23 protein-coding genes are annotated in these 24,529 nt (G+C 38.5%); 10 read left to right on the top strand and 13 right to left on the bottom strand.

All coding sequences use genetic code 11. The features are described from left to right. Nucleotides 1-132 precede the first annotated feature (132 nt). Nucleotides 133-939: a glucosaminidase domain-containing protein gene (locus H5088_RS02325; RefSeq protein ID WP_182752118.1), complete on the top strand. Its 807-nt coding sequence runs from the start codon at nucleotides 133-135 to the stop codon at nucleotides 937-939. Then, entirely contained in the window at nucleotides 932-1,600 is a 669-nt protein-coding gene (locus H5088_RS02320; RefSeq protein WP_259398075.1) for a DUF2987 domain-containing protein, read from the top strand. The genes H5088_RS02325 and H5088_RS02320 overlap by 8 nt, the downstream gene beginning before the upstream one ends. A gap of 64 nt (nucleotides 1,601-1,664) precedes the next feature. Here H5088_RS02320 and H5088_RS02315 read toward each other — a convergent pair whose 3' ends face one another. The 3 genes from H5088_RS02315 to H5088_RS02305 form a co-directional block, all read right to left on the bottom strand. Beyond that, nucleotides 1,665-2,669 (bottom strand): LacI family DNA-binding transcriptional regulator, encoded by a 1,005-nt coding sequence (locus H5088_RS02315; RefSeq protein ID WP_010552528.1) that lies wholly within the window; start codon nucleotides 2,667-2,669, stop codon nucleotides 1,665-1,667. A 62-nt stretch (nucleotides 2,670-2,731) separates the two neighbouring features. Further along, a complete protein-coding gene (locus H5088_RS02310; RefSeq protein WP_182720449.1) occupies nucleotides 2,732-4,054 on the bottom strand; it encodes a glycoside-pentoside-hexuronide (GPH):cation symporter in 1,323 nt (440 codons plus the stop codon). A 46-nt stretch (nucleotides 4,055-4,100) separates the two neighbouring features. Next, on the bottom strand, nucleotides 4,101-5,429 hold the full coding sequence (locus H5088_RS02305; RefSeq protein ID WP_182752117.1) for a GH1 family beta-glucosidase: 1,329 nt from the start codon (nucleotides 5,427-5,429) through the stop codon (nucleotides 4,101-4,103). Nucleotides 5,430-5,696: 267 nt separating this feature from the next. Between H5088_RS02305 and H5088_RS02300 the strand changes: the two genes are divergently transcribed. Beyond that, on the top strand, nucleotides 5,697-6,971 hold the full coding sequence (locus H5088_RS02300) for a sugar MFS transporter (RefSeq protein WP_182737575.1): 1,275 nt from the start codon (nucleotides 5,697-5,699) through the stop codon (nucleotides 6,969-6,971). Then, nucleotides 6,971-9,523: an exo 1,3/1,4-beta-D-glucan glucohydrolase gene (locus H5088_RS02295; RefSeq protein WP_182752116.1), complete on the top strand. Its 2,553-nt coding sequence runs from the start codon at nucleotides 6,971-6,973 to the stop codon at nucleotides 9,521-9,523. Before H5088_RS02300 ends, H5088_RS02295 begins: the two co-directional genes overlap by 1 nt. Nucleotides 9,524-9,657: 134 nt before the next feature. On the opposite strand, the gene H5088_RS02290 is transcribed toward H5088_RS02295, so the two are convergent. Then, nucleotides 9,658-10,821, bottom strand: coding sequence for a GGDEF domain-containing protein (locus H5088_RS02290; RefSeq protein ID WP_182752115.1), 1,164 nt, complete (start codon nucleotides 10,819-10,821; stop codon nucleotides 9,658-9,660). A 155-nt stretch (nucleotides 10,822-10,976) separates the two neighbouring features. Then, nucleotides 10,977-11,867 (bottom strand): TIGR01777 family oxidoreductase, encoded by an 891-nt coding sequence (locus H5088_RS02285; RefSeq protein WP_182692544.1) that lies wholly within the window; start codon nucleotides 11,865-11,867, stop codon nucleotides 10,977-10,979. A 170-nt stretch (nucleotides 11,868-12,037) separates the two neighbouring features. On the opposite strand from H5088_RS02285, the gene H5088_RS02280 reads away from it, so the two are divergent. Next, complete coding sequence (locus H5088_RS02280; protein ID WP_024595420.1) at nucleotides 12,038-13,075, top strand: AI-2E family transporter; 1,038 nt, start codon at nucleotides 12,038-12,040, stop codon at nucleotides 13,073-13,075. A 69-nt stretch (nucleotides 13,076-13,144) separates the two neighbouring features. Here the strand turns inward: H5088_RS02280 and H5088_RS02275 are convergent, their stop codons facing one another. From H5088_RS02275 to H5088_RS02250, 6 genes are all read right to left on the bottom strand, one after another. Then, entirely contained in the window at nucleotides 13,145-14,224 is a 1,080-nt protein-coding gene (locus tag H5088_RS02275) for an FAD-dependent oxidoreductase (RefSeq protein WP_182752114.1), read from the bottom strand. Between the two features lie 123 nt (nucleotides 14,225-14,347). After that, on the bottom strand, nucleotides 14,348-14,758 hold the full coding sequence (locus H5088_RS02270) for a hypothetical protein (protein ID WP_182752113.1): 411 nt from the start codon (nucleotides 14,756-14,758) through the stop codon (nucleotides 14,348-14,350). Next, nucleotides 14,745-16,082 carry an ATP-binding protein gene (locus H5088_RS02265; protein ID WP_002959804.1) on the bottom strand — a complete coding sequence of 446 codons (1,338 nt, stop codon included), beginning with the start codon at nucleotides 16,080-16,082 and terminating at the stop codon, nucleotides 14,745-14,747. The genes H5088_RS02270 and H5088_RS02265 overlap by 14 nt, the downstream gene beginning before the upstream one ends. Further along, the gene (locus H5088_RS02260; protein ID WP_007375447.1) at nucleotides 16,076-16,750 is read right to left on the bottom strand and encodes a response regulator transcription factor; all 675 of its coding nucleotides are present in this window, start codon (nucleotides 16,748-16,750) and stop codon (nucleotides 16,076-16,078) included. The genes H5088_RS02265 and H5088_RS02260 overlap by 7 nt, the downstream gene beginning before the upstream one ends. Before the next feature lie 2 nt (nucleotides 16,751-16,752). Further along, entirely contained in the window at nucleotides 16,753-17,010 is a 258-nt protein-coding gene (locus tag H5088_RS02255) for a PepSY domain-containing protein (protein WP_024594903.1), read from the bottom strand. A 160-nt stretch (nucleotides 17,011-17,170) separates the two neighbouring features. Further along, nucleotides 17,171-17,473, bottom strand: a complete 303-nt coding sequence (locus H5088_RS02250; protein ID WP_024599115.1) for a YciI family protein — start codon at nucleotides 17,471-17,473, stop codon at nucleotides 17,171-17,173. Nucleotides 17,474-17,662: 189 nt separating this feature from the next. On the opposite strand from H5088_RS02250, the gene H5088_RS02245 reads away from it, so the two are divergent. Both H5088_RS02245 and H5088_RS02240 read left to right on the top strand, forming a co-directional pair. Beyond that, the gene (locus tag H5088_RS02245; protein WP_024606454.1) at nucleotides 17,663-19,087 is read left to right on the top strand and encodes a sodium-dependent transporter; all 1,425 of its coding nucleotides are present in this window, start codon (nucleotides 17,663-17,665) and stop codon (nucleotides 19,085-19,087) included. A gap of 274 nt (nucleotides 19,088-19,361) precedes the next feature. Then, on the top strand, nucleotides 19,362-19,814 hold the full coding sequence (locus H5088_RS02240; protein ID WP_182752112.1) for a hypothetical protein: 453 nt from the start codon (nucleotides 19,362-19,364) through the stop codon (nucleotides 19,812-19,814). Between the two features lie 54 nt (nucleotides 19,815-19,868). Here the strand turns inward: H5088_RS02240 and glp are convergent, their stop codons facing one another. After that, nucleotides 19,869-21,086: a gephyrin-like molybdotransferase Glp gene (gene glp, locus H5088_RS02235; RefSeq protein WP_182752111.1), complete on the bottom strand. Its 1,218-nt coding sequence runs from the start codon at nucleotides 21,084-21,086 to the stop codon at nucleotides 19,869-19,871. Nucleotides 21,087-21,182: 96 nt separating this feature from the next. Here glp and modA point away from each other — a divergent pair, with 96 nt between their 5' ends. The 3 genes from modA to H5088_RS02220 are packed head-to-tail and all read left to right on the top strand — an operon-like array spanning nucleotide 21,183 to nucleotide 23,578. After that, nucleotides 21,183-21,884 (top strand): molybdate ABC transporter substrate-binding protein, encoded by a 702-nt coding sequence (gene modA / locus H5088_RS02230; RefSeq protein ID WP_024606456.1) that lies wholly within the window; start codon nucleotides 21,183-21,185, stop codon nucleotides 21,882-21,884. Continuing rightward, nucleotides 21,871-22,548, top strand: coding sequence for a molybdate ABC transporter permease subunit (modB, locus tag H5088_RS02225; protein ID WP_007375247.1), 678 nt, complete (start codon nucleotides 21,871-21,873; stop codon nucleotides 22,546-22,548). The genes modA and modB overlap by 14 nt, the downstream gene beginning before the upstream one ends. A 1-nt stretch (nucleotide 22,549) precedes the next feature. Further along, nucleotides 22,550-23,578: an ATP-binding cassette domain-containing protein gene (locus tag H5088_RS02220; protein WP_182752110.1), complete on the top strand. Its 1,029-nt coding sequence runs from the start codon at nucleotides 22,550-22,552 to the stop codon at nucleotides 23,576-23,578. Here the strand turns inward: H5088_RS02220 and moeB are convergent, their stop codons facing one another. After that, a complete protein-coding gene (gene moeB / locus H5088_RS02215; protein WP_182752109.1) occupies nucleotides 23,579-24,337 on the bottom strand; it encodes a molybdopterin-synthase adenylyltransferase MoeB in 759 nt (252 codons plus the stop codon). Nucleotides 24,338-24,529 lie beyond the last annotated feature (192 nt).

Below are 24,529 nucleotides of genomic sequence, written 5' to 3'. Positions count from 1 at the left end.
CACTGCTGAAAATTCAACCGTAAAAGGTCATCAAACCCCAGTTATTCGCGTTTATAAAGTGGCTTAGGTATAATGCGCCTTCGTATGCTTGTGTATTAACCATGCATAGTTGTTGTTTCAAAGAGAGAATACATGTTAAAAACGATTTTTAAGCTTTTACTAACAGTGTTTTTTGTATGGGCGCTTGCATATCCGTTTATACAAAATGATGATGTTGAATTAGATGAACAAACGTCAGAACAACCAAAAAAAGTGAAGAAAAAAGAAAAACCATTACATAATGTAAAACTGCCAAAGTTTTCAGAATTTAGTGATGTTAAAGAAAAAAAACATGCATTTTTTAGCTTTATTCGTCCGCACGTTGAAGCCGAAAACAAAAAAATATTACAGCAACGCGCTAAGCTTGAAATAGCACGCATGATGCTTGAGGGTAACGAGCCACTGCAATCTAAACAAAGCAAAGATATTGTTAAAATTTTAAAGTCGTACGGTTTACCAACCACCATTGATACGCTAATACTTACGCAAGCACTACGCCGTGTTGATATAATCCCTAAAGAATTAGCGCTTATGCAAGCTGCGAATGAATCTGCGTGGGGCACATCGCGTTTTGCACGTATTGGCCTTAACTTTTTTGGTCAGTGGTGTTACACAAAAGGTTGTGGCATGGTACCAAAACGCCGTAATACTGGAGCTGCACACGAAGTTGCTGCGTTTAAATCGGTAAGAGCTGCTATAAACTCTTATTTTAAAAACATAAATACGCATCCTGCTTATAAAGATTTGCGCGCAATACGTGAAAACTTACGTCTTGAGCAAAAACCAATTTTAGCGACTGAACTTACACATGGTTTAATGTCTTACTCTGAGCGCGGTGAAGCGTATATAGAAGAGCTAAACACGATGATTAGCCAAAATAGAGCCTACTTTGATGAATAAATACATTTTTAATTGCACCAACGCCATTGCGTTAGTGCTGCTGGGCATGAGTGCATTTAATGTTAATGCAAGAGAATTTGTTATGTCGTATGACGGTTTTTATGACCGATTAAAAGTTGTTAACAAAGGCGACTTTCAATATGCGCGAGTTAATTTTTATATAAGTGATATAGCAACTAATGAAGCGTGTGCCATTAAAAGCGGCACTATTTTAACTGAAAGAAACGAGTACCCACTTAACTTCACCGATAAAGCACAATTACTATTACCGTTCGATAAGCAACTTGATACAGATAAAGCCGTCATTGTGGTGCAGCCACAAAATCCAGATCATGATTGCCAATTAAAACTTCAAATTGAAGCAAACGAACTTGAAGATTTAACGTTTTCAAAGCAGTCGTTATATACCATTAACGAAGAACTTGATGAGCTGTTAACTGATTTGTCGGGCTTTTTTGTAAGTAAATTAATGTGGTTTTTATTACCAGAGCAAAAGGGCGTAGCAGTTACATTTAAGAGCCCAGTGCAATTTGATGATAAGGGCATAACGTGTGAAAAGTCAGTGTGTTATTTTGCAGTTGAAGATAACTGGGAAGATGATACCGCGTCACTTGGCGATATATCGAACGTTATTAAAGTAACACCTTGGATTGTTAAGTAGCTCACATATAAAAAGCGGCATTTAGCCGCTTTTTTGTACCAAAATTAGTATTTGCTTTTAGTCTTTATTTGATAAGTGGTGCAGATGAATCGCGCTGCATTAAAGTAGGTTCAAAAAAGCGATTTATAACAAGGTTTTTATTTTGATAAACATCTTTAAGCACTAATTTAGCTGCCATTTCGCCCATTTTCCCGACCGGATTATCTATGGTCGTGAGTGTAGGGTATAGGTAGTTTGCAAAAATAACGTTATCAAATCCAACAATCGATAAATCAATTGGTAAATTATAACCGTGCTCTCGAGCATATTTCATAGCACCGGAAGCCATTTCGTCATTGGCGCACACTAGTGCAGTAAAGCTGAGCTTTTCATCAATAAAATGTTTTAAGCCTTTACTACCGCCAGTTTCGTTAAAGTCGCCAATATAATAAAGCGTAGGATCAAATTTAACACCAGCCTCTGTAAGCGCTTGTTTGTGACCTTCAAGTCTATTAAATGCATCGGCTTTAAACTGCGGGCCTGCAATATACGCTATTTGTGTATGGCCTTGATTTAATATCGATTTAGTGGCTAGGTAACCACCTAATTGATTATCTAGGCTGATACAGTTGTCTTTTAGTTGCTCTACGTAACGGCTCATTAAATAAACGGGTGTAGAGCCTTGGCTTAATTTTATTAGGTAGTCGTCTGAGACGGCTTCAACGTGCAAAATAATGGCATCGCAGCGTCTGCTAATTAAAAACTCAATGCCTTCTTGTTCTTTGTCTTCTTCACTGTGTCCGGTGGTAATAATAACGTGTTTACCCGCAGCACGAAGCTCTGATTCAATACCTGCCATCATTTGGGCAAAGAAAGGACCATGTAACTCAGACACTAAAATACCGACACTGTTAGTACAGTTAGAGGCTAAAGATTGCGCTATTGAATTAGGCTTGTAGCCAAGCTGCGCCATAGCATCAAGCACTTTTTGTTTAGTTTTATCGCTTACACGGGTATTTTTGTTCATCACGCGAGAAACGGTGGCTAACGATACGCCCGCAAGCTCTGAGACTTGATAAATTGTTGCCATGTTATTTGTTCACTCGCTTATCCTTAACTACTTCGGCTAAATAATACCTTAGAGTATATATCTTAACTAGCTGTTAGTTTAGATTGAATATTTTCAACAACCTGATTAGTCAGTGTATATTTTTTCATTATGTAGGCAACAAATAAAGATCCAAAAGCAGGTAACACAGTAAATGAAAGTAAAATACCGTGTTGAGTATCAAGTGTTTGTACTACATCGGCCTGATAACTGTAAAAAGATAACAACCAGCCTGCAATTGCGCCGCCTACCGCCACGCCCATTTTAATAAAAAATATGACGCCTGAATAAACTAAACCCGTAATGCGTACACCTGTTTTTTCATGCCCGTAATCTATGGTGTCGGCCATTTTTGCCCACAACAAAGGGGTTGCCATATCTAAAAAGAATTTCCATAAAATAAAGGCAGTAAATGCGAGTACTAATTGATCTTTACTAATAAAGTAACTAAAACCACAAATAGCGGCGGCAATAACTTGTAAGCTTATATAGGCTTTTATTTTACAAAAGCGCTTTGCAAGCGGTTGAGCTAAAGCACACCCTAGCATGCTTGCTGCAACGCCTAGTGTCATAAATAAGGTGATTAAATCGTCTCGACCTAAATAGTATTTTACGTAGTAAACAGCAAGCGTAAGCCTTAATACTTGACCGGTAAGTAAAAAAAACGCAGCTAAGCAAAGTGTTCGCCATTGATCGTTTTTAATTAATGCTTTAACACTTTGGGCAAAAGGAATGTTTTGCTCTTTTGGCTGTTGTATACGCTCTTTTGTGCCTAAAAAACAAAGTAAAAAAAGTACAAAGCCTAAAATGCTCATTGCAGTCATGGTGTATTGATAGCCCTTAGCTGCATCGCCTTGGCCAAAGTACTCAACCATTGGCATAGTACAACCCGCTACTATTACGCCGCCTAACATACCAAATACAAACCGGTAAGACTGAATAGTCACGCGCTCTTTTACATCTGCAGTAAGTACACCGCCCAGTGCACAATAAGGAATATTGATAGCGGTGTAAGCCACCATAAGAAGTGTGTAAGTAGTAAAGGCGTAAATTATTTTATCGGTGCCTTCTAAATCAGGCGTAGTAAACGCTAAAATACTAATAATGGCAAAAGGAAGTGAAAGCCAAAGTAGGTAGGGGCGAAAGTGCCCCCAGCGCGTATGTGTTTTGTCAGCAAGGTTGCCCATTAATGGGTCGGTTACGGCATCAAAAATACGTACTGCTAAAAACATAGTACCGACAACAGCGGGTGATAAACCCACTACGTCTGTGTAGTACAGCATTAAAAACATCATAACTGTTTGAAAAATAATATTACTGGCGGTGTCGCCTAAGCCATACGCTATTTTTTCTTTTACACTGACCATGATTATTTATCCCGCTTTATACTTGTTTTTAGTTATGGGTATGCTCTTATCTTTTAGAGATGAGTTCTTTATAAGCTAAGCCACTGTTTTTAATAGTGCGTTGCTGGGTTTTATAATCTACATACACAATACCAAAACGTTTTAAATAGCCTTCTGCCCATTCAAAGTTATCCATTAGGCTCCAAGCAAAGTAGCCATGTATAACAACACCTTGTTCAATTGCATTATGAACCGCGTTTAAATGAGTATTATAATAACTTAAACGGTCTAAGTCGTTAACTTCACCATTATTATATGTGTCGGGCATTGCTGCACCATTTTCGGTTATATAAATAGGCGGTAAGGTGTATGTTTTATTAAGCGATACGAGCAGGTCGGTAAACGATTGCGGGTAAACCTCCCATCCCATATCAGTCAACGGACCCGTTGGTGCAATGGGTTCATAGATATCAGTAGGGTGCGCTTTATAAACTTGGCGAGTATAAAAATTAATACCTAAGTAATCAATAGATTGAGAAATTAGTTCCATATCGCCCTCAAGAATTTCAGGCTGATGGTTTAATGGTAATTGATTAATTATATCAGGATATTGGGCATCAATTATTGGTTTGATATACCACTGATTAAGATAGTCGTCTGCAAATGCAGTGGCTTTTAAGTCTTCGTCACTTTGAGTAAGGCTATAACACGGCGTAAAGTTAAGCACTATGCCATTTAATGTATTAGGCGAGTTTTGCTTTAATACGCTCATAGCGAGTCCGTGGGCTAATAATAAATGGTGCGCTGCTTTACGGCCATATTCTTTACCCACTTTACCTGGGGCATGAATACCAATTTCGTAACCTAAAAACGCACTACAAAATGGTTCATTCAATGTGGCATAAGAGTGAACGCGATCGCCAAAGGCTTTGGTAATTAAATTTACGTAATGTTCAAAAGCGTAAGCTGTTTGTCTGTTAAGCCAACCGCCTTCATCTTCAAGGTGTTGCGGTAAATCCCAGTGGTACAAAGTAACAAAGGCTTTAATATTGCGACGTTTTAGCTCATCTAAAATATCAGTATAAAACTTCACGCCAACAGGATTTAACTTTGCGTCTTGGGTCATCACGCGCGGCCAAGAAATAGAAAGCCTGTAAGCATCTACGCCAAGTGACTCAATAAGGTCTATATCATCACGCCAAAGGTTATAGTGATCGCACGCGGTATGACCGTCTGAGCTATCGACTATTTTATTGGGCGTATCGCAAAAAGTGTCCCAAATACATGGGAGACGATCTTGGGATCCGCCTTCTATTTGAAAAGAAGCTGTGGCCACACCGTATACAAAGTTTTTAGATAAAAGCGGTGAATGGGGTGGTAATGATAATTTTGTCATTAATAACAAACCTTTTGTTAGTCATTTACAGAGAAATAAGCTCTGTGTTTTTGCTTAATTAATGCTGTATGCGTGGTACAAAAAATAAAAAGTGTTGAAATATACAGCTTGTTCGTATTTAATTGCATATGAAAGCGCTTACATTTAAGGTTAGTGTTTATTAATTCTTAGGTCAACTCTTTAATGCTTCTGGATGGTTAAAGACAGCTGAAAACTAAAACAGGGCACCTTAAGAATAGATTTATAATAATAAAATACGGAGAACACATGGCAAGTTCAGCACCAGTGACAACACACACACAGTCGCAAAACTATCAGGATAAAAATTACAGTTTTGCATTAACTTCTCTAACAACATTATTTTTTATGTGGGGATTTATAACCTGCTTAAATGATATTTTAATCCCACACTTAAAAGCCGTATTTAACTTAACGTATGTACAAGCCATGTTGGTTCAGTTTTGCTTTTTTGGCGCTTACTTTTTAATGTCACTTCCAAGTGGTTATATAGTTAAAAAGGTGGGCTATAAAAAAGGCATTGTGATTGGATTATTAATTGCAGCAGTCGGGTGTATATTATTTTACCCAGCAGCGTCTTTACATAGTTACCCTGTATTTTTATTCGCTTTATTTGTACTTGCCAGCGGCATAACGTTATTGCAAGTATCTGCTAATCCTTACGTAAGTTTGTTGGGCTCACCAAAAACTGCGTCATCTCGACTTACGCTTACCCAAGCTTTTAATGCATTAGGTACCACTGTTGCGCCATCATTTGGTGCTCTGTTAATTCTAGACTCAGCGTCAGAAGCCTTTTTAACACCGGCTCAAAATGCAGAGTCAGTTCAACTTCCTTACCTCCTTTTAGCTGCAATGCTTATTTTACTAGCCGGTATTTTTGCTTGGCTTAAATTACCAGACATTATGAGCGAGCAAAAAGCAGAAGCCGAAAAATCAGAGGCAATTGAAGGCAGTGCTTGGCAGTATCGCCATCTTGTATTAGGTGCTGTGGGTATATTTATGTATGTAGGCGCCGAGGTGGCAATTGGTAGCTTTTTAGTAAGCTTTTTAGCACAAGAAAATATAGCAGGGCTAAAAGAGAATGTTGCAGCTCATTACATCACTTATTATTTTGGTGGTGCTATGGTTGGGCGTTTTATTGGTGCTGCTGTAATGCAAAAACTACCCGCAGGTAAAGTACTTGGCTTTAACGCAACCATGGCTATTATTTTAGTCATTATTGCCATGAGCACGTCGGGTCAATTAGCAATGTGGTCAATACTATTGGTTGGTTTATTCAATTCGATTATGTTCCCAACTATTTTTAGTTTAGCGTTAAATGGACTTGGCAAACATACAGCTCAAGGCTCTGGTATCTTGTGTTTGGCGATTGTGGGTGGTGCAATAGTGCCACTTTTACAAGGTGCACTTGCTGATAGTGTGGGTGTTCAACTTTCGTATGTTTTACCTATTTTATGTTACATATTTATCGTGTTCTATGGTTTAAGCGGTAGCAAACCAGTTCATGCGCAGGAGACTCTATAATGAAAACCCCTTTTACACTTAATAAAATAGCCTTAGCAACATTAATTGCATCAGTAGGTACTTTATCGGCTTGTTCAAACGACGCAGTGACATCGGTTGAAACTAATGAAACGTTATCTAAAACAGCGCAAATTTGGCCAAAACTTAATATTGCCGTTAAAAAAGATGCCGATATTGAAGCTAAAATAGTTAACTATTTAAAAGCCATGACACTTGAGCAAAAGGTTGCTCAAATGATTCAGCCAGAAATTCGTGATATTACCGTTGAAGACATGCGTAAATATGGCTTCGGTTCATACCTTAATGGCGGTGGCGCATTCCCTAATGGCGACAAACATGCAACACCTATGGACTGGGTAGCCTTAGCAGAGAGCTTTTATCAAGCTTCTGTCGACGACTCAGTTGATGGCAGTAGTATCCCAACTATGTGGGGCACCGATGCAGTACATGGCCATAATAATGTAATTGGTGCCACGTTATTTCCGCACAACATTGGTTTAGGCGCGGCGAATAATCCTGATTTAATCGAGCAAATAGCATCGATTACTGCAGTAGAGGTAATGGCTACGGGTATTGATTGGGTATTTGCACCCACAGTTGCCGTAGTGCGCGACGATCGCTGGGGAAGAACCTACGAAGGTTACTCAGAAGATCCAAAAATTGTACATGATTACTCAGCAGCCATAGTAAATGGCTTACAAGGTAAAGCCGATGGCGACTTTTTAAGTGACAAGCGTGTAATTAGTACCGTTAAGCACTTTATTGGCGACGGTGGCACGGTTGATGGTGATGATCAGGGTAATAATATCGACAGTGAACAATCATTATTTGATATTCACGCACAAGGCTATGTAGGCGGTTTATCAGCAGGTAGCCAATCGGTTATGGCTTCTTTTAATAGCTGGAATGGCGTTAAAAATCACGGCAATAAATATCTACTTACTGATGTATTAAAAACACGAATGGGTTTTGATGGATTTGTAGTAGGCGATTGGAACGGTCACGGTCAAATTGAAGGCTGTACTAACGAAAGTTGTGCGCAAGCCGTTAATGCTGGCCTTGATATTTTCATGGTGCCAACAGGTGCCTGGAAGCCTCTTTATAACAATACAATTGCGCAAGTTAAGTCAGGCGAAATTAGTATGTCGCGTATTGATGACGCAGTGAGCAGAATATTACGCGTAAAACTTCGCGCTGGTTTATTTGATAAACCAAGCCCGGCTAAGCGTCTTTACTCGGGTAAAACAGAGCTAATTGGTGCCCAAGAGCACCGCGAAGTAGCACGTCAAGCTGTGCGCGAATCACTTGTGTTACTCAAAAATAAAAATAACCTATTGCCTATCGCAGCTAATCAACGCGTACTTGTTGCAGGTGATGGAGCCGATAATATAGGTAAACAGTCGGGTGGTTGGAGTATTACGTGGCAAGGTACTAATAATAAAAATGCTGATTTCCCTGGTGCTACTTCGATATATAAAGGGCTTGAAGATCAAATATCTGCAGCAGGTGGAAGTGTTATTTTAAGCGCTGATGGTACGTTTGAGCAACGTCCTGATGTTGCCATTGTTGTATTTGGTGAAGAACCTTACGCAGAAGGGCACGGCGATAAAGATAACCTTGAGTTTGAGCGCGGAAATAAAAAGTCATTAGCACTTTTAAACTCACTAAAAGAGCAAGGCATTCCTGTTGTATCTGTGTTTATATCAGGTCGACCTATGTGGGTTAACAGCGAACTTAACGCATCTGACGCGTTTGTAGCTGCATGGTTGCCAGGTACAGAAGGCGCAGGTATTGCTGATGTTTTATTAAAAGCGGCAGACGGCACCATTCAAAATAACTTTAGAGGTAAATTATCGTTTTCTTGGCCTAAATCAGCGGTACAAACTGCGGTTAATAAAGGCGATGAAAATTACGACCCATTACTCCCTTATGGTTTTGGCTTATCGTACGGCGATAAAAACGTGTTAGCTGACGACCTTGATGAAGACTCTAAACTTGATAACTCTGGGCTTACGAGTATGGATATACTTGTTGGTGCGCCTGTAGCACCATGGCGCTTATTGTTAAAATCGGGCGATGAGCTTTTAGATGTATCGAGTAGTACCCATGAATTTGGTGCAATTAAATACCGTACTGAGGACAAAACAGTACAAGAAGACGCGCGCCAATTTAACTTCAGCGGTGCAGAAAAAGCCAGTGCTGAAATAGTAACAAGCTTTGCAGAAGATACCATTGCCTACGTTGAAGCAAACAGTGTGATTAGCTTTGATATTAAATTAAACGAAGCACTAACGAGCGATGTAGCCCTTGCTATGACTTGTTCTGGTGAGTGTGGTGCAAGCATTGATTTAGCAAACGTCGTGGATAAAACTATTGAAAATAAATGGCAGTCAGTATCAATCGATTTAGGTTGTTTTGCTGATAAGGGTGTTAATTTTGCAAGCCTTACAAGCCCATTTAGCTTGCACAGCAATGGTAAAGCATCAATTTCTGTAGCTAATATTCAGTTTGTGCCAAATAAAGCGGACGAGGCTACGCTGTCTTGTAAGTAGTTTATTAACTTTATTGTGTGTATACCAAAGCCCTTCTAATGAAGGGCTTTTTTTATGGATAGGTGTTAGCTAGATAAAATATGGTAGTGTAAATATAGTTGTTTTTAATGCGCTTATAAGTCACTTAAAAGCAATTAACTTTTCGTGAGTAAGCTTTTTTCATCAAAGGTTACTACTTTGTCTCGGCCTGTTTCTTTAGCTAAGTAAAGGCGTTTATCGGCATAAGCGAGCAGCTCTTTTATAGTTGCATTCCCATTAATTGCATTACTTACCCCAGCGCTTACGGAAAGTTTTATATGCTGATTTTCATGATAAAAAGCTTGAGTGCTTATATTCTTTCTTAATAGCTCAGCATCACTTTTTGCTGCACTAAGGGTGTAATCAGGTAGTAAAATGGCAAATTCTTCTCCGCCAATTCTGGCACTAATACCTACATTTAAAAATTGCTCTTTAATAAAGTGAGATATCCACTTAATTGCGTGGTCGCCCGCTTCGTGACCAAACTGATCGTTTACACGTTTAAAAAAATCAATATCGAGCAAAATAACAGACACATTTTTGTCTATATTCTTAGGATCACTTAGTGCTTCTTTACTTTTTGTAAAAAAGCCACGGCGATTAAGTAATTGGCTTAAAGTATCGGTGTTAGCAAGGCTTGAAAGTGTATGCTCTGTATTAGAAGCCAGCAGGTATGGCAATATTAGTGCGCTACAAGTGGCCAAAATTAAATGACTACTTAAGATAAGTTGCAGTGGCTCTATGTAGTTTGGCGAATTAATACTAAAAATAGATATTGCCAATAGTGTTGTTTGTATGAGCATTAAAATGCTGTGAATTGAAAAACAAACTATCAGCGCTTTTTTTTGCAAAGTGGCTACAAAGTTCATCTGCTTAATAATATATGCGGAATATAGGTATAAAACCGAAATAATTAAGCTTGTCAGCATTTGCCCTGCAGGGTCTGAATATATGGGTAATAAAGCAACCCCCGTTAATCCAAGGAGACAATAAAGAGGTCTTAAGTTTAGTGCCTTACTGTGCTTATATTTATTTAACCCAATAATAATTAACAATGGACTTAGTAATATAAAAATATCAGCCAAATAGTGTGTAATAAAAGGCGCGTCTATTACTAACTTTAAACAGGCAAGTAACTCGGCAAATGCAAAGGTAATGCATGCTAGGCCAAATAATAAAAATGATGTTTGTTTTTTAAAGTTATGTACGGATAAAAAAAACAAGCCTATTAATACGTTAAGAATAAAAGAGAGACTGATCACAGTAGGCAGGTGTAGCATTTAAGATTCTCTTTTATTAAAGATAGGCGTGGTTGGTGTGGAAAACTTGCTGATTATTATGTATTAATGTTTAAAGGTCAATATGGGTAAAAAGTAGTAATTTACCCATATATCTAATTTGAAAGGGATTTTAACTGAACGAATATTAACGCCCGCTAAACCAAGCTCTCTAAAGCCGATTTTATATCAGGATGATGAAAACGATAATTGTTAACGAGTGCCTTTTTAGGGATTACAAATTGCCCCGTTGTTAGTAAGTCTGACATTTCACCCATTAATAGTTTAAGTACTGGGGTTGGCATAGTGATAAATGCAGGTCGAGAGAGCGCCTCGCCTAAGCTTTTACTAAATTGAGCATTGCTTACAGGGTTGGGTGCTGTTGCGTTAACAGGGCCTGATATTTCTGGGTGTTTAATAATAAAGAGTATTAGCTGAATCATATCGTCGATGTGTATCCACGACATGCCTTGCTCGCCATTACCAATCGGGCCACCCAGGCATAATTTAAAAGCAGGTAACATTTTTCCAAGTGCACCTCCTTTTTTAGCTAAAACAATACCTGTTCGCAAAAGGCATACTCTGGTTTGTTCTGATTGGGCGAGTAGTGCTGCATTTTCCCAGTCTTTACAAAGCTGGTGGCTAAATTCATCGTGTGGGCGTTCAAAAGTTTCATCAATAGGATTACTATTTTGTCGACCATAAAAACCAATTGCACTGCCAGATATAAAAGTATGCGGGGGTATACTACAGGCTTTAATCGCTTGACTAATTTGCTGTGTAATATCAATACGACTGTTTCGTATTATTTGCTTTTGTTTGTCGCTCCAGCGTTTATTTACAATCGGCTCGCCAGCGAGATTAATAACGATATCAACAGTGTTAAAGTCAACATCACTAATGTCACTTACGGCTTTAACTTTGTGGCCTAATAATACGTTTGCTTTAGTTGGATTGCGGCTAAGTACAGTAACAGTATTATGATGAAGTAAAAAAGGGCATAAGTGCTTACCAATTAATCCGGTCGCGCCAGTTATAAATATATGCATTATTCATCCTTACAATAAAATAGAAGCAAGTGATTAAAAAACATACTCGCTAGCAAACAGCTTTGCAAATTTATACGTAAAACAGGCTTTTATGATCACTTCGTAATTATTTCATTTAATTACCTTTTGCCTTACACTGGGACGATATAGTTAATAAAAGGATTAATAAATTGGCAAGTTTAACTGGAGTAAATAAAAGCTTAATAGTTTTTGCTTCCTTAGTAGTGGTCCTCGCTGGAATAAAAGCCGCGAGTGTAATTATTATTCCGTTTATTTTGGCGGCATTTATTGCCATTATTTGTAACCCGCTTATCAAGTTTTTTGCGCGCTACAAAATTCCTAAAGGCATTGCTGTTATGTTGGTCGTGCTGATTATAGTTGGCTTAGGGGTAAGCCTTGGCGGGCTTGTAGGGCAATCTATCAACGATTTTTCTCAGCAGCTTCCTGAGTATAAAACACAACTTAAAGAAGAATTTGTGTGGCTGGTCGATTTAGCATCTCAATACAACATACTGATCAATAAAGATCAGTTAATCAATATGTTCGACCCTGGCAAAATGGTTGATGTGGCCACTAATATGCTCACTGGATTAGGTGGCGTAATGGCAAATATGTTTTTAATTATTTTAACGGTTGTTTTTATGCTTTTTGAAGGGCCAATGCTGAGCAAGAAAATACATATGGCACTTGAAGACCCTGATAGTAAAATGAAGCAAATTGACCGCTTTTTAGAATCTATTAATTCATACTTGGCAATTAAAACGCTAGTAAGTTTAGGGACGGGTATTATTGCTGCGTTTTATTTATGGATTTTAGACGTTGACTACTTTGTGCTTTGGGGCGTTTTGGCATTTATGTTCAATTACATTCCAAATATAGGTTCAATTATTGCGGCTGTACCAGCTGTATTACTTGCCCTTATTACTCAAGGCCCATTAGTGGCAGGACTTGTTGCTGCAGGATATTTAACAATAAATACGGTAATGGGTAATATTGTAGAGCCTAAATTTTTGGGTAAAGGGCTGGGTCTTTCAACGTTAGTGGTGTTTTTATCATTAATATTTTGGGGCTGGTTATTAGGTACTGTGGGTATGCTTTTATCTGTACCATTAACAATGATTGTAAAAATAGCCCTAGAAGCCAGTGCAGAAGGTAAGTGGGTTGCCACTTTACTAGGCAGTGGTGAAGACGTTACTAAAAACAACTAACATTTATAACCATCAAGGGCTGTAAAATTAAAACCCTTGATGGTTAAGTTATCAATAAATACAGGGCTATTAATTAATAAACGATTTAATTGCGTCATCCACAGCGTTTATTGCGCCTTCTAAATATCCAGCTTCTTGTTTTGCAAACTCACTCGCTACAAAATGAATATTGAGGTTACTTAATTGCTCTTCCAAGTTTGAAAAATCAAATTCTGGGTGCTGTGAAGGCTGAGTTTGATCGTCTCTATTAGCTACAAATTTATCCTCTGCCCAGTCTTTAATAAAGTATCCGGTTGCCTTTTCAGCATCCTTACCATAAAAGTAGCTGAGCTGTTGGGCACAGGCTTGAATTAATTGCTCTTGAGTTACTTGGTTTCGTGATAAGTAGGGGACACCTATAAAGCCAAATAATGCGGCGTAATTACTATCCTCAGCACTGGCATCGTGAATTTCGACCATAGGGCCTACGCGGCTAAAGCATTGCCCAGATAAGTTTTTATCACGCCAAAATGCATGTTCAAAAGTAGCTATAAACTTGGCTTGTCCTGCCATCCATGTAGGTACACTACTGAGGCGGTTTATGAGTGTTGGAGTCGCCCATAGTTCAGGTGTTAAATGCGTTGTAATCATACGAGGAGGAATTGCTGAAATTAATTTGCCAGTAGTAAAGTGCTTTATATTGCCTAAGTGATTAACAGTAACTTGCCAGCTATTATCGTTCTTTTTAAGCTCAATGACATTGTGTTCTAATAGCACTGAATTAGGATTAAGTTTCTCGTATAAGGCAGTTATTAAGGTATTCATGCTATGTTTGAGTCTAAATAGTTGCATATCTCCAGCGCCTGCAATTTGTTGAGGTTGCTTGGAGTTAGGTGCTTGATATAACACATCACCTTTATTGTATTGCTCAAATATACTTAAGTTGAGTGACTTAATTAGCGCTTGAATTTTTGGTTGGTGGGGAAATATCCACGTAGGACCCAAATCAAAACTAACATCGTTATTTATTGGTGATTGCGCGGCAAAAATTCGGCCACCTAATTGCGATTTAGCTTCTAATAATAAGTACTCAATATTAAGTAGTTGTAATTTATACGCACTGTACAAACCAGCAAGTCCGCCACCTATAATAATTACTGGTTTAGTCATCTGTTTATCCATTAGTTTTTAGCAATCTACTAGTAGGTAGTTTGTTTTGATATGAATAAATTGTCAAGTAAGCTAAAGGGAGTGAGTAAAGAAACGTAACTAGTTTAGTGTGCTTAAGTTACGTCAAAATGGGTGTTTTAGTGATTCTGTAAATTGATTTATAAGCTCAATTTCACACAGTTTATAGCTAATGGCTGCGGTTGTCGCATTAGGAAGTTTTATTAAGTAACGCCATTGGCAGGCGCTCTCAAGGTACTTTTCATTATTTTTAATGCTGCGCATAAATAACGGCAGCACTTGCGTATTGCCTGTGCTTTCTTGTGATTGAGTTAGCTCATATTTACGCTTTTGTATCCAACTACCTTGTGCTTGTTTTGCTTTATCAATTTGGCTATCTAGGCATTGAATATATCGCTTAGCTTCATCGGTTGTTGCTTTAGCGGCTAAAGTACATGTCTCATCTGCAAAGCTGTATTGGCTTGAAGCTAATAACACAATGGCAGTTAGTTGTAATAAATGGTTACTTTTTGTCATTGTAATTAAACTCTAAAATAAATTGAGCGCCGCCTAAGTTATCAGCTTCTGTAATGGTAAGTGTACCGCGATAGGACTTAACCAAGTCAGATACAATTGCCATCCCTACGCCGTGTCCACTTTCGTATGTATCCAGACGAGTACCCCGTGTAAGTAGAGATTCACGTTTGTCCTCTGGTACGCCAGGGCCATCATCGCTAATTCCAATACACAAAGTTTTGCTTTGAATAACTTGTATTGCTACTTGTGAGCGACACGCTTTACAGGCGTTATCAATCAGGTTACCAAGTAATTCCATTAAATCTGTTTGGTCACCTAAAAAGTAATCTTTTTCGGTTACGGTGCAGGTAAAAATAATATCTTTATCACGGTACACTTTTGCCATAGCACTGAGTATTGAATCGAGTACTGGCTTAATAGGTGTTTGTTTTTTCCAGGTGTCTGATGCACCGGTTGCAGCACGCTTTAATTGGTGCTCGATCATCACATTAATTCGGTCGAGTTGTTCTTGTGCATCGGCATCGTTTGCCAATGGACTTGATTTAAGTACCGCAAGCGGTGTTTTAAGTGCATGAGCAAGGTCGCTTAATGAGGCTCTGTAGCGCTCTTTTTGGCGTTGTTGCGACTCAAGTAGCAAGTTTAGATCTGCTTTTATTGTTTGCAGTTCTACAGGGTAGAGGCCTTTAATTTCTTGAATATCACCCGATTCAATTGCTTTTATTTCTTTATCGAGTCGTTGGAGTGGGCGAGCGCTCCAAATAAAACCAATCGCCATCAGGCCTGCAATTGCAATGCCCATTATAAACATCCAATCTACAAGGGTTTGCTTAAAGCCATCCATTAAACGAAGTAGAGCGTCATTACGTTTAACTAATATAAAGCGAGCTTGTTCTGATTGATCTATGTTATTTAAAATTACAGTCAGGCTAAGTTGCCAGTACGCGGTGTTATTATACTCCACGCGCCTGAAATCGGCAGCACCGGCTTTGGTTTCTATTTGTTGAGGTACATAGTTTAAGTTTACAGCCGATTCTGAGTTCCAAACAGGATCATCATCTCGGTAAATCATTGCGTAGGTATCTGAATTTAATCTGTTTAACTCAGGCGCTAAAATAGTGCTTGGCATAATAATACCATGCTCAGTAAAGTCGACTTCAGATATTAGCGAGTAAAGCTGTGCTTCGAGAGTTTTTTCAGTCGCATCAACAAGTGAAGCGTAATACGCCTTACCAATTGAATAAAATAAGATAGGAAGTGCGACTAACAAAACAAAGACAAGGATAAATCCTTGCCTTATTTTTAACGATATTTGCGGTATTACCACTGGCTTTTAAGCCTGTAACCACGCCCTCGTAGTGTTTCTACTGGGTTTAGTACGCCTTCAGGGTCAAGCTTTTTACGCAAACGTAGTACAAATACTTCAATTACGTTTGAATCAAGGTCGAAATCTTGGTCGTAAATGTGCTCAGTAAGTTCTGATTTAGAAATTACTTTTTGCGGATTTACCATTAAGTATTCAAGTACTTTATATTCGTAAGCTGTCAGGCTAAGTTCTTTGTCATCAACCCATACTTGTTGTGAACGTGTATGGATTTTAATTGGACCTGCAGTCATTTCTGGATTTGCTTTACCAGCACTGCGACGAATTAATGCATTACAACGGGCAATAAGCTCTTCAACATGAAATGGCTTAGTAAGGTAGTCATCGGCACCTGCATCTAAACCTTCTACTTTATCTTGCCAGCGATCGCGCGCGGTTAAGATTAAAATAGGGATTGTAATGCCTTGTGCTCGTGCTTTATTAATTAGCTCAATACCGTCTATTTTAGGTAAACCTAAATCAACTACGGCCATATCAAGCGGGTATTCTGTAATGTGGAAAAGACCTGCTTCACCATCGTGGCATAAATCCACGCTGTAACGTTCTTTTTCTAAGGCATTACGTAGGTTATCTGCTAAATGTAAATCGTCTTCTATAACTAAAATTCGCATTTTTAATCCTTTTTCACTTCGCCGGTTTTTTTATTAATATGTAAATCAACGACGTGGCCGTCAGATTTGAGTATTCGTACGGTATAAAAATCTGTTTTTTCGGTAATTTTTAAGGTCTTACCGCCAATTGTTTTCTTTGCGAGTATTACGGCTTTCTTTTTGTCCACCTCAGCATGAGATGCTTGGGTGGCGGTTGCTGCTTGACTAAAGTTAGCTAAGCTAACACAAGCAATAAAACCGAGGCTTAATAATACGCGCATAATGGAAAACTCCTAGACCAGACTCACTTAGTTTAATTAACTAAGTTACTAAAATTCAAGTAAAAACGGTAAATTCGTTTTTATCCTGATAATTTTAATTAAAAACCTGTGAACAAACCCTGAATTACAGTGCAACGCACGCTCTAGGGTTTAATACTTTTTAAGCAGGAAATACCTTTTTAAAAGGTTTAACAATTGTATTTTCATAGATGCCAGCGGCAACGTAAGGGTCTGCTGCTGCCCACTCTCGAGCTGCTTCAATTGATTCAAATTCAGCAACCACTAATGAACCGGTAAAACCTGCTTCTTGAGGATCTTCACTATCGACTGCCGGTAATGGACCGGCGGTAAGTAGACGGTTTTGTGAATCAAGCTCACTAAGGCGTGCTAAATGTGCCGGGCGTGCTGCTTTTCTAAGCTCTAAGCTGTTTTCAACGTCTGTTGAGTGAATCATGTACAACATAAGGAATCTCATAAAAATTGTTAAATTTGATTAACGCAATACTACCACAGCGTTGAAAATTGGTGAATTAAAAGCGTATTTACACAGGTTTACACTTCGATTTTATTTTTAAGCTGTAATTGCTTGAAAATCTCTGTGTAACACTGGTAGAGTCGCTGAAATATACAAAATAATAAAAAGGTTTTATGCATGAGCGAAAATAGAGAACGATTTAGTTCCCGCCTTGGATTCATAATGGCAGCGGCCGGTTCAGCTGTTGGTATTGGTAATTTAGTTGGTTTTCCGGTTTCTGCTACTAAAAATGGTGGTGGCGCATTCTTATTAATTTACGCTTTATTTGTCATATTCATTTGTTTACCAGTCATGATGGCTGAAATGGCAATGGGTCGTAACGCTCAAAAAGATCCACTTGGTTCGTACAAACTATTATCTAATAACGATAAAAAATGGAAGTTAGCTGGGTTTTTTGCGGTGCTTACACCATTTATGATTGCTGTATTTTATATGGTGATTACGGTTTGGATCTTTGGTTATTTAACGCAAACAGGCCTCGGTAATTTAGATTTACTTGCAGATCCTGGCCACTTTGGTGTTTTTATTAATAGTTACACTGTGTTTGGTTATATGGCTGTTGTGGTTATTATGGTGAACTTAATTTTGTTAGGTGGTGTTAAACAAGGCATAGAAAAAGCCGCCAAATTTTTAATGCCCGCTTTATTAGTTATGCTACTAGCTCTAGTTACTTATGTATTAACGCTTGATAACGCAATGGCCGGTGTTAAATACTATATTATTCCTGATTTTTCTAAAATGAATGCAAGTGTCTTAAATGGCGCATTAAGCCAAGCGTTTTTCTCGCTATCTTTGGGCATGGGTATCTTAATGACTTACGCATCGTATATTTCTAAAAAGGATGACATTGTCAGTAGCGCTAAAATGGTTGCTATTACTGACTCACTCGTTGCGTTTGTAGCGGGGCTAATGGTGTTGCCAGCGATATTTAGCTTTGACCCAAATACAGACCCATCAGCACTTTCTGACTCGTCCGTATCAATGATTTTTGTATACCTACCTAAAATATTATTAGCACTGCAAAATGATATTGGCTATGTAGGTGCGTCTATTGTTGCGTTCTCATTCTTTTTATTGGTATTTTTTGCAGCGATTACTTCACTTGTTTCAATAGTGGAGGTACCGACAGCAACACTAAGCGACCGTAAAGGTATTAGCCGTAAAAAAGCACTGGGTATCCTTACACTTTCAACCGGTGTACTTACTATTTTATGTACAATGTCGTTTGGTATGATTGACAGCCTTACATCTTTCACCAGTTATGGCGGCGTTAGTAAGAGCTTTTTTGATATTATTGTTGATGTATTTTACGACACAATTTTACCGCTTAATGGCTTAATGGTGTGTTTGTTTGTAATGTACCGCTGGAAAAAAGCACGCTTAACACAAGAGCTAAGCTTAGGTTCGCCTAATTATGCGGGAAGCTTGATGGAAAAGTACGTTAACTTTTCACTTTCAACGTTTATTCCTGTCATTCTAGCTGTAATATTTATAAATACAGTGGCGACTAAGTTTTTTGATTTAAAAATATTTGGTTTTTAATAGGCCTCTTTAAAAGCTTATTGAATAATATAATGCCGCTCAGTTAAGCTTAGCGGCATTTTTTATAGGCGTTTTTTACAGGTATCTGGTCTAACTATTATACCAACCTGCATAAATCTTTGATCAATTTAACGAATTAAATTGCACTATAACGTCGTTAAAAATTTTTTATTTAGAACAACTAGATACAAAAATTTTTGCCTAGTTCTAGCGTAATTTTCTTAACGTTAAATAGACCCCATATATAAGCAGATTGGTATTAAAGGGATTTAAAATGAATAAAATTATTATTGGGTTTGCTTTTGCTATTTCATCATTTGGCGCATTTGCACAAAGTACTGATGATTGGCCAGAAGGCGGTGCAATGCACACGGGCAATACTTATAATTTAGAGGGCAATAGATACAAAACTAAAATCAGTAAAATGATGGATGAGATCTACCCGCAACTAACTGATGATTACCAAGTAGATGCAGTTAAAGCGCAAATAAAAGCATGGGAGCAGTATATAGATGCTACATGTAACGTTGTTGGCATAGCAACGGGTGCCGGTGGCTCTTGGCCCTCAACGTATAGTGTTAAATGCGAAAGAAGCCTAAGTTATGATAGATACTTTGCGACTAATAACGCGCTGAAGTGCGTTAATAGATTAAGTAAGGAAGAGTTTGTAGGGCGTAGCGAAAAGTTAAATTGTTTAATTCAAACATTAAATATAAAAATATTTTAAGGTTTGCAGCAGCGCTACAGCTAAATTATACAGTTAGCTGTAGCATTTTAGGCTTTATAGCAACTCAATACTTACTGTTGCGCCTTTTTCGATATTGCCGCTTTGCGCCGGAACTACAATTAAACAGTTAGCTTTACTAAGCGACGAAAGTACACCCGAGCCCTGTTTATTAAACGGGGCAACTACCAAGTCACCTTGTTCGTTAATTGTTGCAGTACCGCGCTGAAAGTCAGCTCTGCCAGGGCGCTTTTTAATGACGGATGTAGTAACAGCGTTAAAGCGCATTTTAGGATTTACTTCACCAAGACCCGACAGCTTTTGCAGTGCAGGCTCTACTAACTGATTAAACGTAACAGCAGCCGACACAGGGTTACCTGGCAAGCCAAAAAAGTAACTGTTACTTAATTTACCAAAGGCAAAAGGTTTGCCTGGTTTCATGGCTATTTTCCAAAAGTGGATATTGCCAATTTCGTTGAGCACTTCTTTGGTAAAGTCGGCTTCACCAACCGATACACCGCCTGAGCTTATTACGGCATCGGCAAGTTCGTTCGCTTTTAAAAATGCATTAGTGATGAGTTCTTTGTCATCAGGGATTATTCCTAAATCAAGCACGTCTATATTTTTTTGTTGCAGCGCACTAATAATAACAGCGCGGTTGCTTTCAAAAATAGCGCCTTGCTTAAGAGGCTGACCAGGTTCTATTAGCTCATCGCCTGTAGAAAGCACGGCTATTTTTAGGGTTCTTACCACATCTATATTCGCAATTCCTAAAGATGCCAGTAATCCCACATCAACGGCTTTTAATTTATCGCCTGCTTTTAAAATAACGTCGTCTATAGCAATATCTTCGCCAGCAAAACGCACGTTTTCATTTAGCTCAGGTTGCGCAGTAAACGTAATTTTATCGCCATCAACCGAGGCGTTTTCTTGCATTACAACGCCGTTAGCGCCAGCTGCAATGGCGGCGCCGGTCATTATTCTTACGCATTGCCCTGGGGTAAGTGTTCCTTCAAAAACTTGACCTGCAAACACGCTGCCTACTTGTGTGTAGGTTAAGCTTTTATCTGAAATACACAGCGCATAGCCATCCATTGCTGAGTTGTTATGAGCGGGTACGTTTATAGTTGACTTAACATCGCTTGCTAAAACGCGATCAACACTTTGCATTATAGAAATGGTTTCAACGTCTTTAACAGGCGTTATTGTGCCAAGTATATTTTGTATTGCAGTTTCAATTGGTAATAAACCGGGTGCATTGCAAACATCGTTCATATATATTGCTTACTTAAATCATTTTATTTTGAAACAATACTTATAATGTCAAAGCTTTACAATACATGGTTGGGTTATTTTTTGTGTGTGATATGCATGCTTTCGTGCAGCGTAAACGCAAAAGAAACGCTGCATGTAGCCGTAGCGAGTAATTTTAAAACTGTATTGGAAACCCTACTAAAAAAATCCCCATTACCTAATGTTGACGTGAAAATATCAGCCGCTTCTAGCGGTGTTTTATATTCGCAAATAGTGCATGGCGCGCCATTTGATGTGTTTTTATCGGCCGACGATTTTCGCCCGCAATCGCTTATTAAAGAAGGTTATGCCGAGCAAAGTAGTTTGATCACTTACGCGTTAGGCGAACTTGCTTTGTGGCAACCCAAAGCTGAAAAAGTAAATGATAAAGTAGCCATTGCTAATCCGCGTTTTTCACCATACGGACGTGCCTCAGAGCACTACGCGAATAACCATTTTAAAAAACCAATAAATTATGTGTACGGGAATAACATTACGCATGCATTTCAGTTTGTGCAAAGTGGTAACGTAGGAGTAGGGCTGGTGGCTGTTTCATCCCTAAAGGCGGCTTACAGTAACACGCAAGATCAAAAATATTTAGATTACACCGTGCTGCCTACCAATCAATATCCCGATATAATTCAACAAGGCGTTATTATTAGCTCGACTAAAAAGCATGCTAGCGCTAAGCAACTTATGCAATTTTTAATGACGCAGGCTACGCAGCAGCAGTTAATTGAATTAGGTTACAGAATAAAGGATAACAATGCTTCAAAGTGATTTAACCGCGCTGTGGTTAACTATAAAACTTGCCTTTATAACCGCGGTACTTCTTCTTATTTTTTGTATTCCGCTGGCATACAAGCTCGCTGGCTATAACGGTAAATTTAAACCATTTTTAGAGGCATTAATTGCAATGCCTTTAGTGCTACCGCCTACGTTGTTAGGGTTTTATTTACTTGTTTTGTTTTCGCCTGATCACGCTTTTGGGCAGTTTTGGTTTTGGCTAACGGGTACGCAGCTTGCGTTTAGTTTTCAGGGCGTGGTTATTGGCTCGCTTTTTTATTCGCTGCCTTTTGTAATGCAGCCGCTTGTGGCTGGGTTTAAGCATATTAATCAAACCTATAACGAAGCTGCCATTGCGCTTGGATTAAGCCCATTTAAACGCTTTGTGCATTTAATTATTCCGCTTTTAAAACCCAGTATTGGTAGCGCATTTGCTTTAGGCTTTGCGCATACATTGGGTGAATTTGGTTTGGTATTAATGATTGGCGGTAATATTCAGGGGCAAACACAGGTGGTGTCTATTGCGCTTTATGACCATGTTGAATCGTTAAATTATACGGCGGCGCATCAGCTTTCACTTATTTTACTGGCTATTTCGTTTGCCTGTTTAGTGCTGTTATTTAAGTTTAATAAAAGCATTGTAGGGGTTAAGCAATAACATGATTAAGTTAAGCCTTTTTAAAGCACTCAATAATTTTGATTTAGATATAAACCTTGAGCTTGAGTCGTTTAATGTATTGGGTGTTTACGGTCCTTCAGGCTCCGGTAAGTCAACATTACTGCGTTGTATTAGTGGTTTAGAGCCTGCAAAAAGTGTTCATATTAATAATCAGCCAGTGCATGAGTTGCCAAGTGATAAACGCGGTATAACGCTTCAGTTGCAATCGTGCCCGTTGTTTCCTCATTTAGATGTGGCAGGTAATTTAGCGTTTACACAAAAACACTGCGAAAATAAGCAAACCAGCTTAACGCTTCAATACGTTGTTAAAACACTTGAATTACAAGATTTACTAAATCGTGATGTACAAAGCTTATCGGGTGGCGAGCGCCAGCGTGTAGTATTTGCGCGCACTTTGCTTGCCGGTCAAAAATTTATAATGCTTGATGAGCCTTTTAGTGCGCTTGATTGGTCATTGCGTTTTAAAACGCTCACTAAACTCAATGAGTTAGCCGTTAAGTTTAATATTAAATTTATAATAGTAAGTCACTCATTAAAAGAGCTGCTATTTTGCTGCGATACCCTTATTCAGCTTGATAAAGGTAAGGTGATAAACCAAGGTGCAAGTGCGCACGTTGCAAAGGCTATTTACGCAAACGACAGGCAAACACCGCTGAGCTTAATTAATTACGATGTGGTTAAATTGGATAAAGACTACGGGCTATATCAACTGCAATTACAGCAAAGTGAGCAACCGCTTTTTGTGCTTCCTGCACTTGTCGATAGTAGTAATAAGCTAATTATAGAAAGTGAGCAAATGTCGCTTAGTGCGTTAAAGCCTGAGCAAATAACGCACAGTAATGTTTTAAGGTCGGTATTAACTCAAGCTGAGCTTATTAATAATAAGTGGCAGTTAACGCTTAATGTTGACGGGCAAACTTTGTATTGCTTGGCTTCAAGACGAGTGTGGGACAAAAACGACTTTAAAGTGGGCGATGTGCTTTATACAACAATCAGTAATCTAGAATAACTAAATACTGCACATCGCACATTGGCTATTTTTAGCTATTTTAAAACGATTAAATTCCATGCTTAAACCATCTACCAGCAATAAGTGTTCGCTTAAGCCGCTGGGTAAACCAGCAAGCATTTTTAGCGCTTCAGTTGCCTGAATACTGCCTATTAACCCCACAATAGGAGAAAGCACACCAGATTCAGAGCAGCTTTGTGTTTGTTCACTAAAAAATTGCGATAAACAACCATAACAATGGCTGTTTTCATCCATAGTAAAACACGCGACTTGTCCTTCCATACGTATTGCAGAGCCTGACACTAGCGGAACTTTAGCTTTAAAACAGGCGCTATTAAGTGCATTACGCGTTGCTAGGTTATCTGAGCAATCAATCACTATATCAATGTTATTAAATAGCTGTTCTGTAGAGGTATTTACATCAAAAAATGCCTCAATGGTGTTTATATCTATTTCACTATTAAGTGCGTTAAGCTGTTTTTTTGCAGCACTGCATTTTGAGCTACCAATATCACTTTCTTTATACAGTATTTGCCTTTGCAGGTTGGTCACGTCTATTTCATCGTTATCAATTAAGGTAAGCGTGCCAACGCCAGATGCCGCTAAATATTGACTTACCGCACATCCAAGCCCACCCACACCAACAATTAAAGCATGCGATTGCCATAGTTTCTCTTGTCCGTCTATATCAAGCTGCGGCAGCATAATATGCCGAGAATAGCGTAGTTGCTGTTGGTACGTTAACGGTGCTTTTTGCATTTTTAAACATCTCATACTTTTTTTGAACAATACCAATTTGTTAAATCCTAGAGCAAGTAGTAACGCTTTTTATTTGCACTGTAACAGCCCTTACCCCCTCACTCATATAGTGCAACTATAACGCATTAAAATAATAAATACATATAACCATATGAAATATATGGTTTTTAATTAGTGGCTCAGTAATTGCTG

The organism is Pseudoalteromonas sp. SR43-3 (assembly GCF_014163875.1).
GTDB lineage: Bacteria > Pseudomonadota > Gammaproteobacteria > Enterobacterales > Alteromonadaceae > Pseudoalteromonas > Pseudoalteromonas distincta.
The sequence above is the reverse complement of the archived record's forward strand: the minus strand, read 5'-3'. Positions and strand labels throughout refer to the sequence as shown.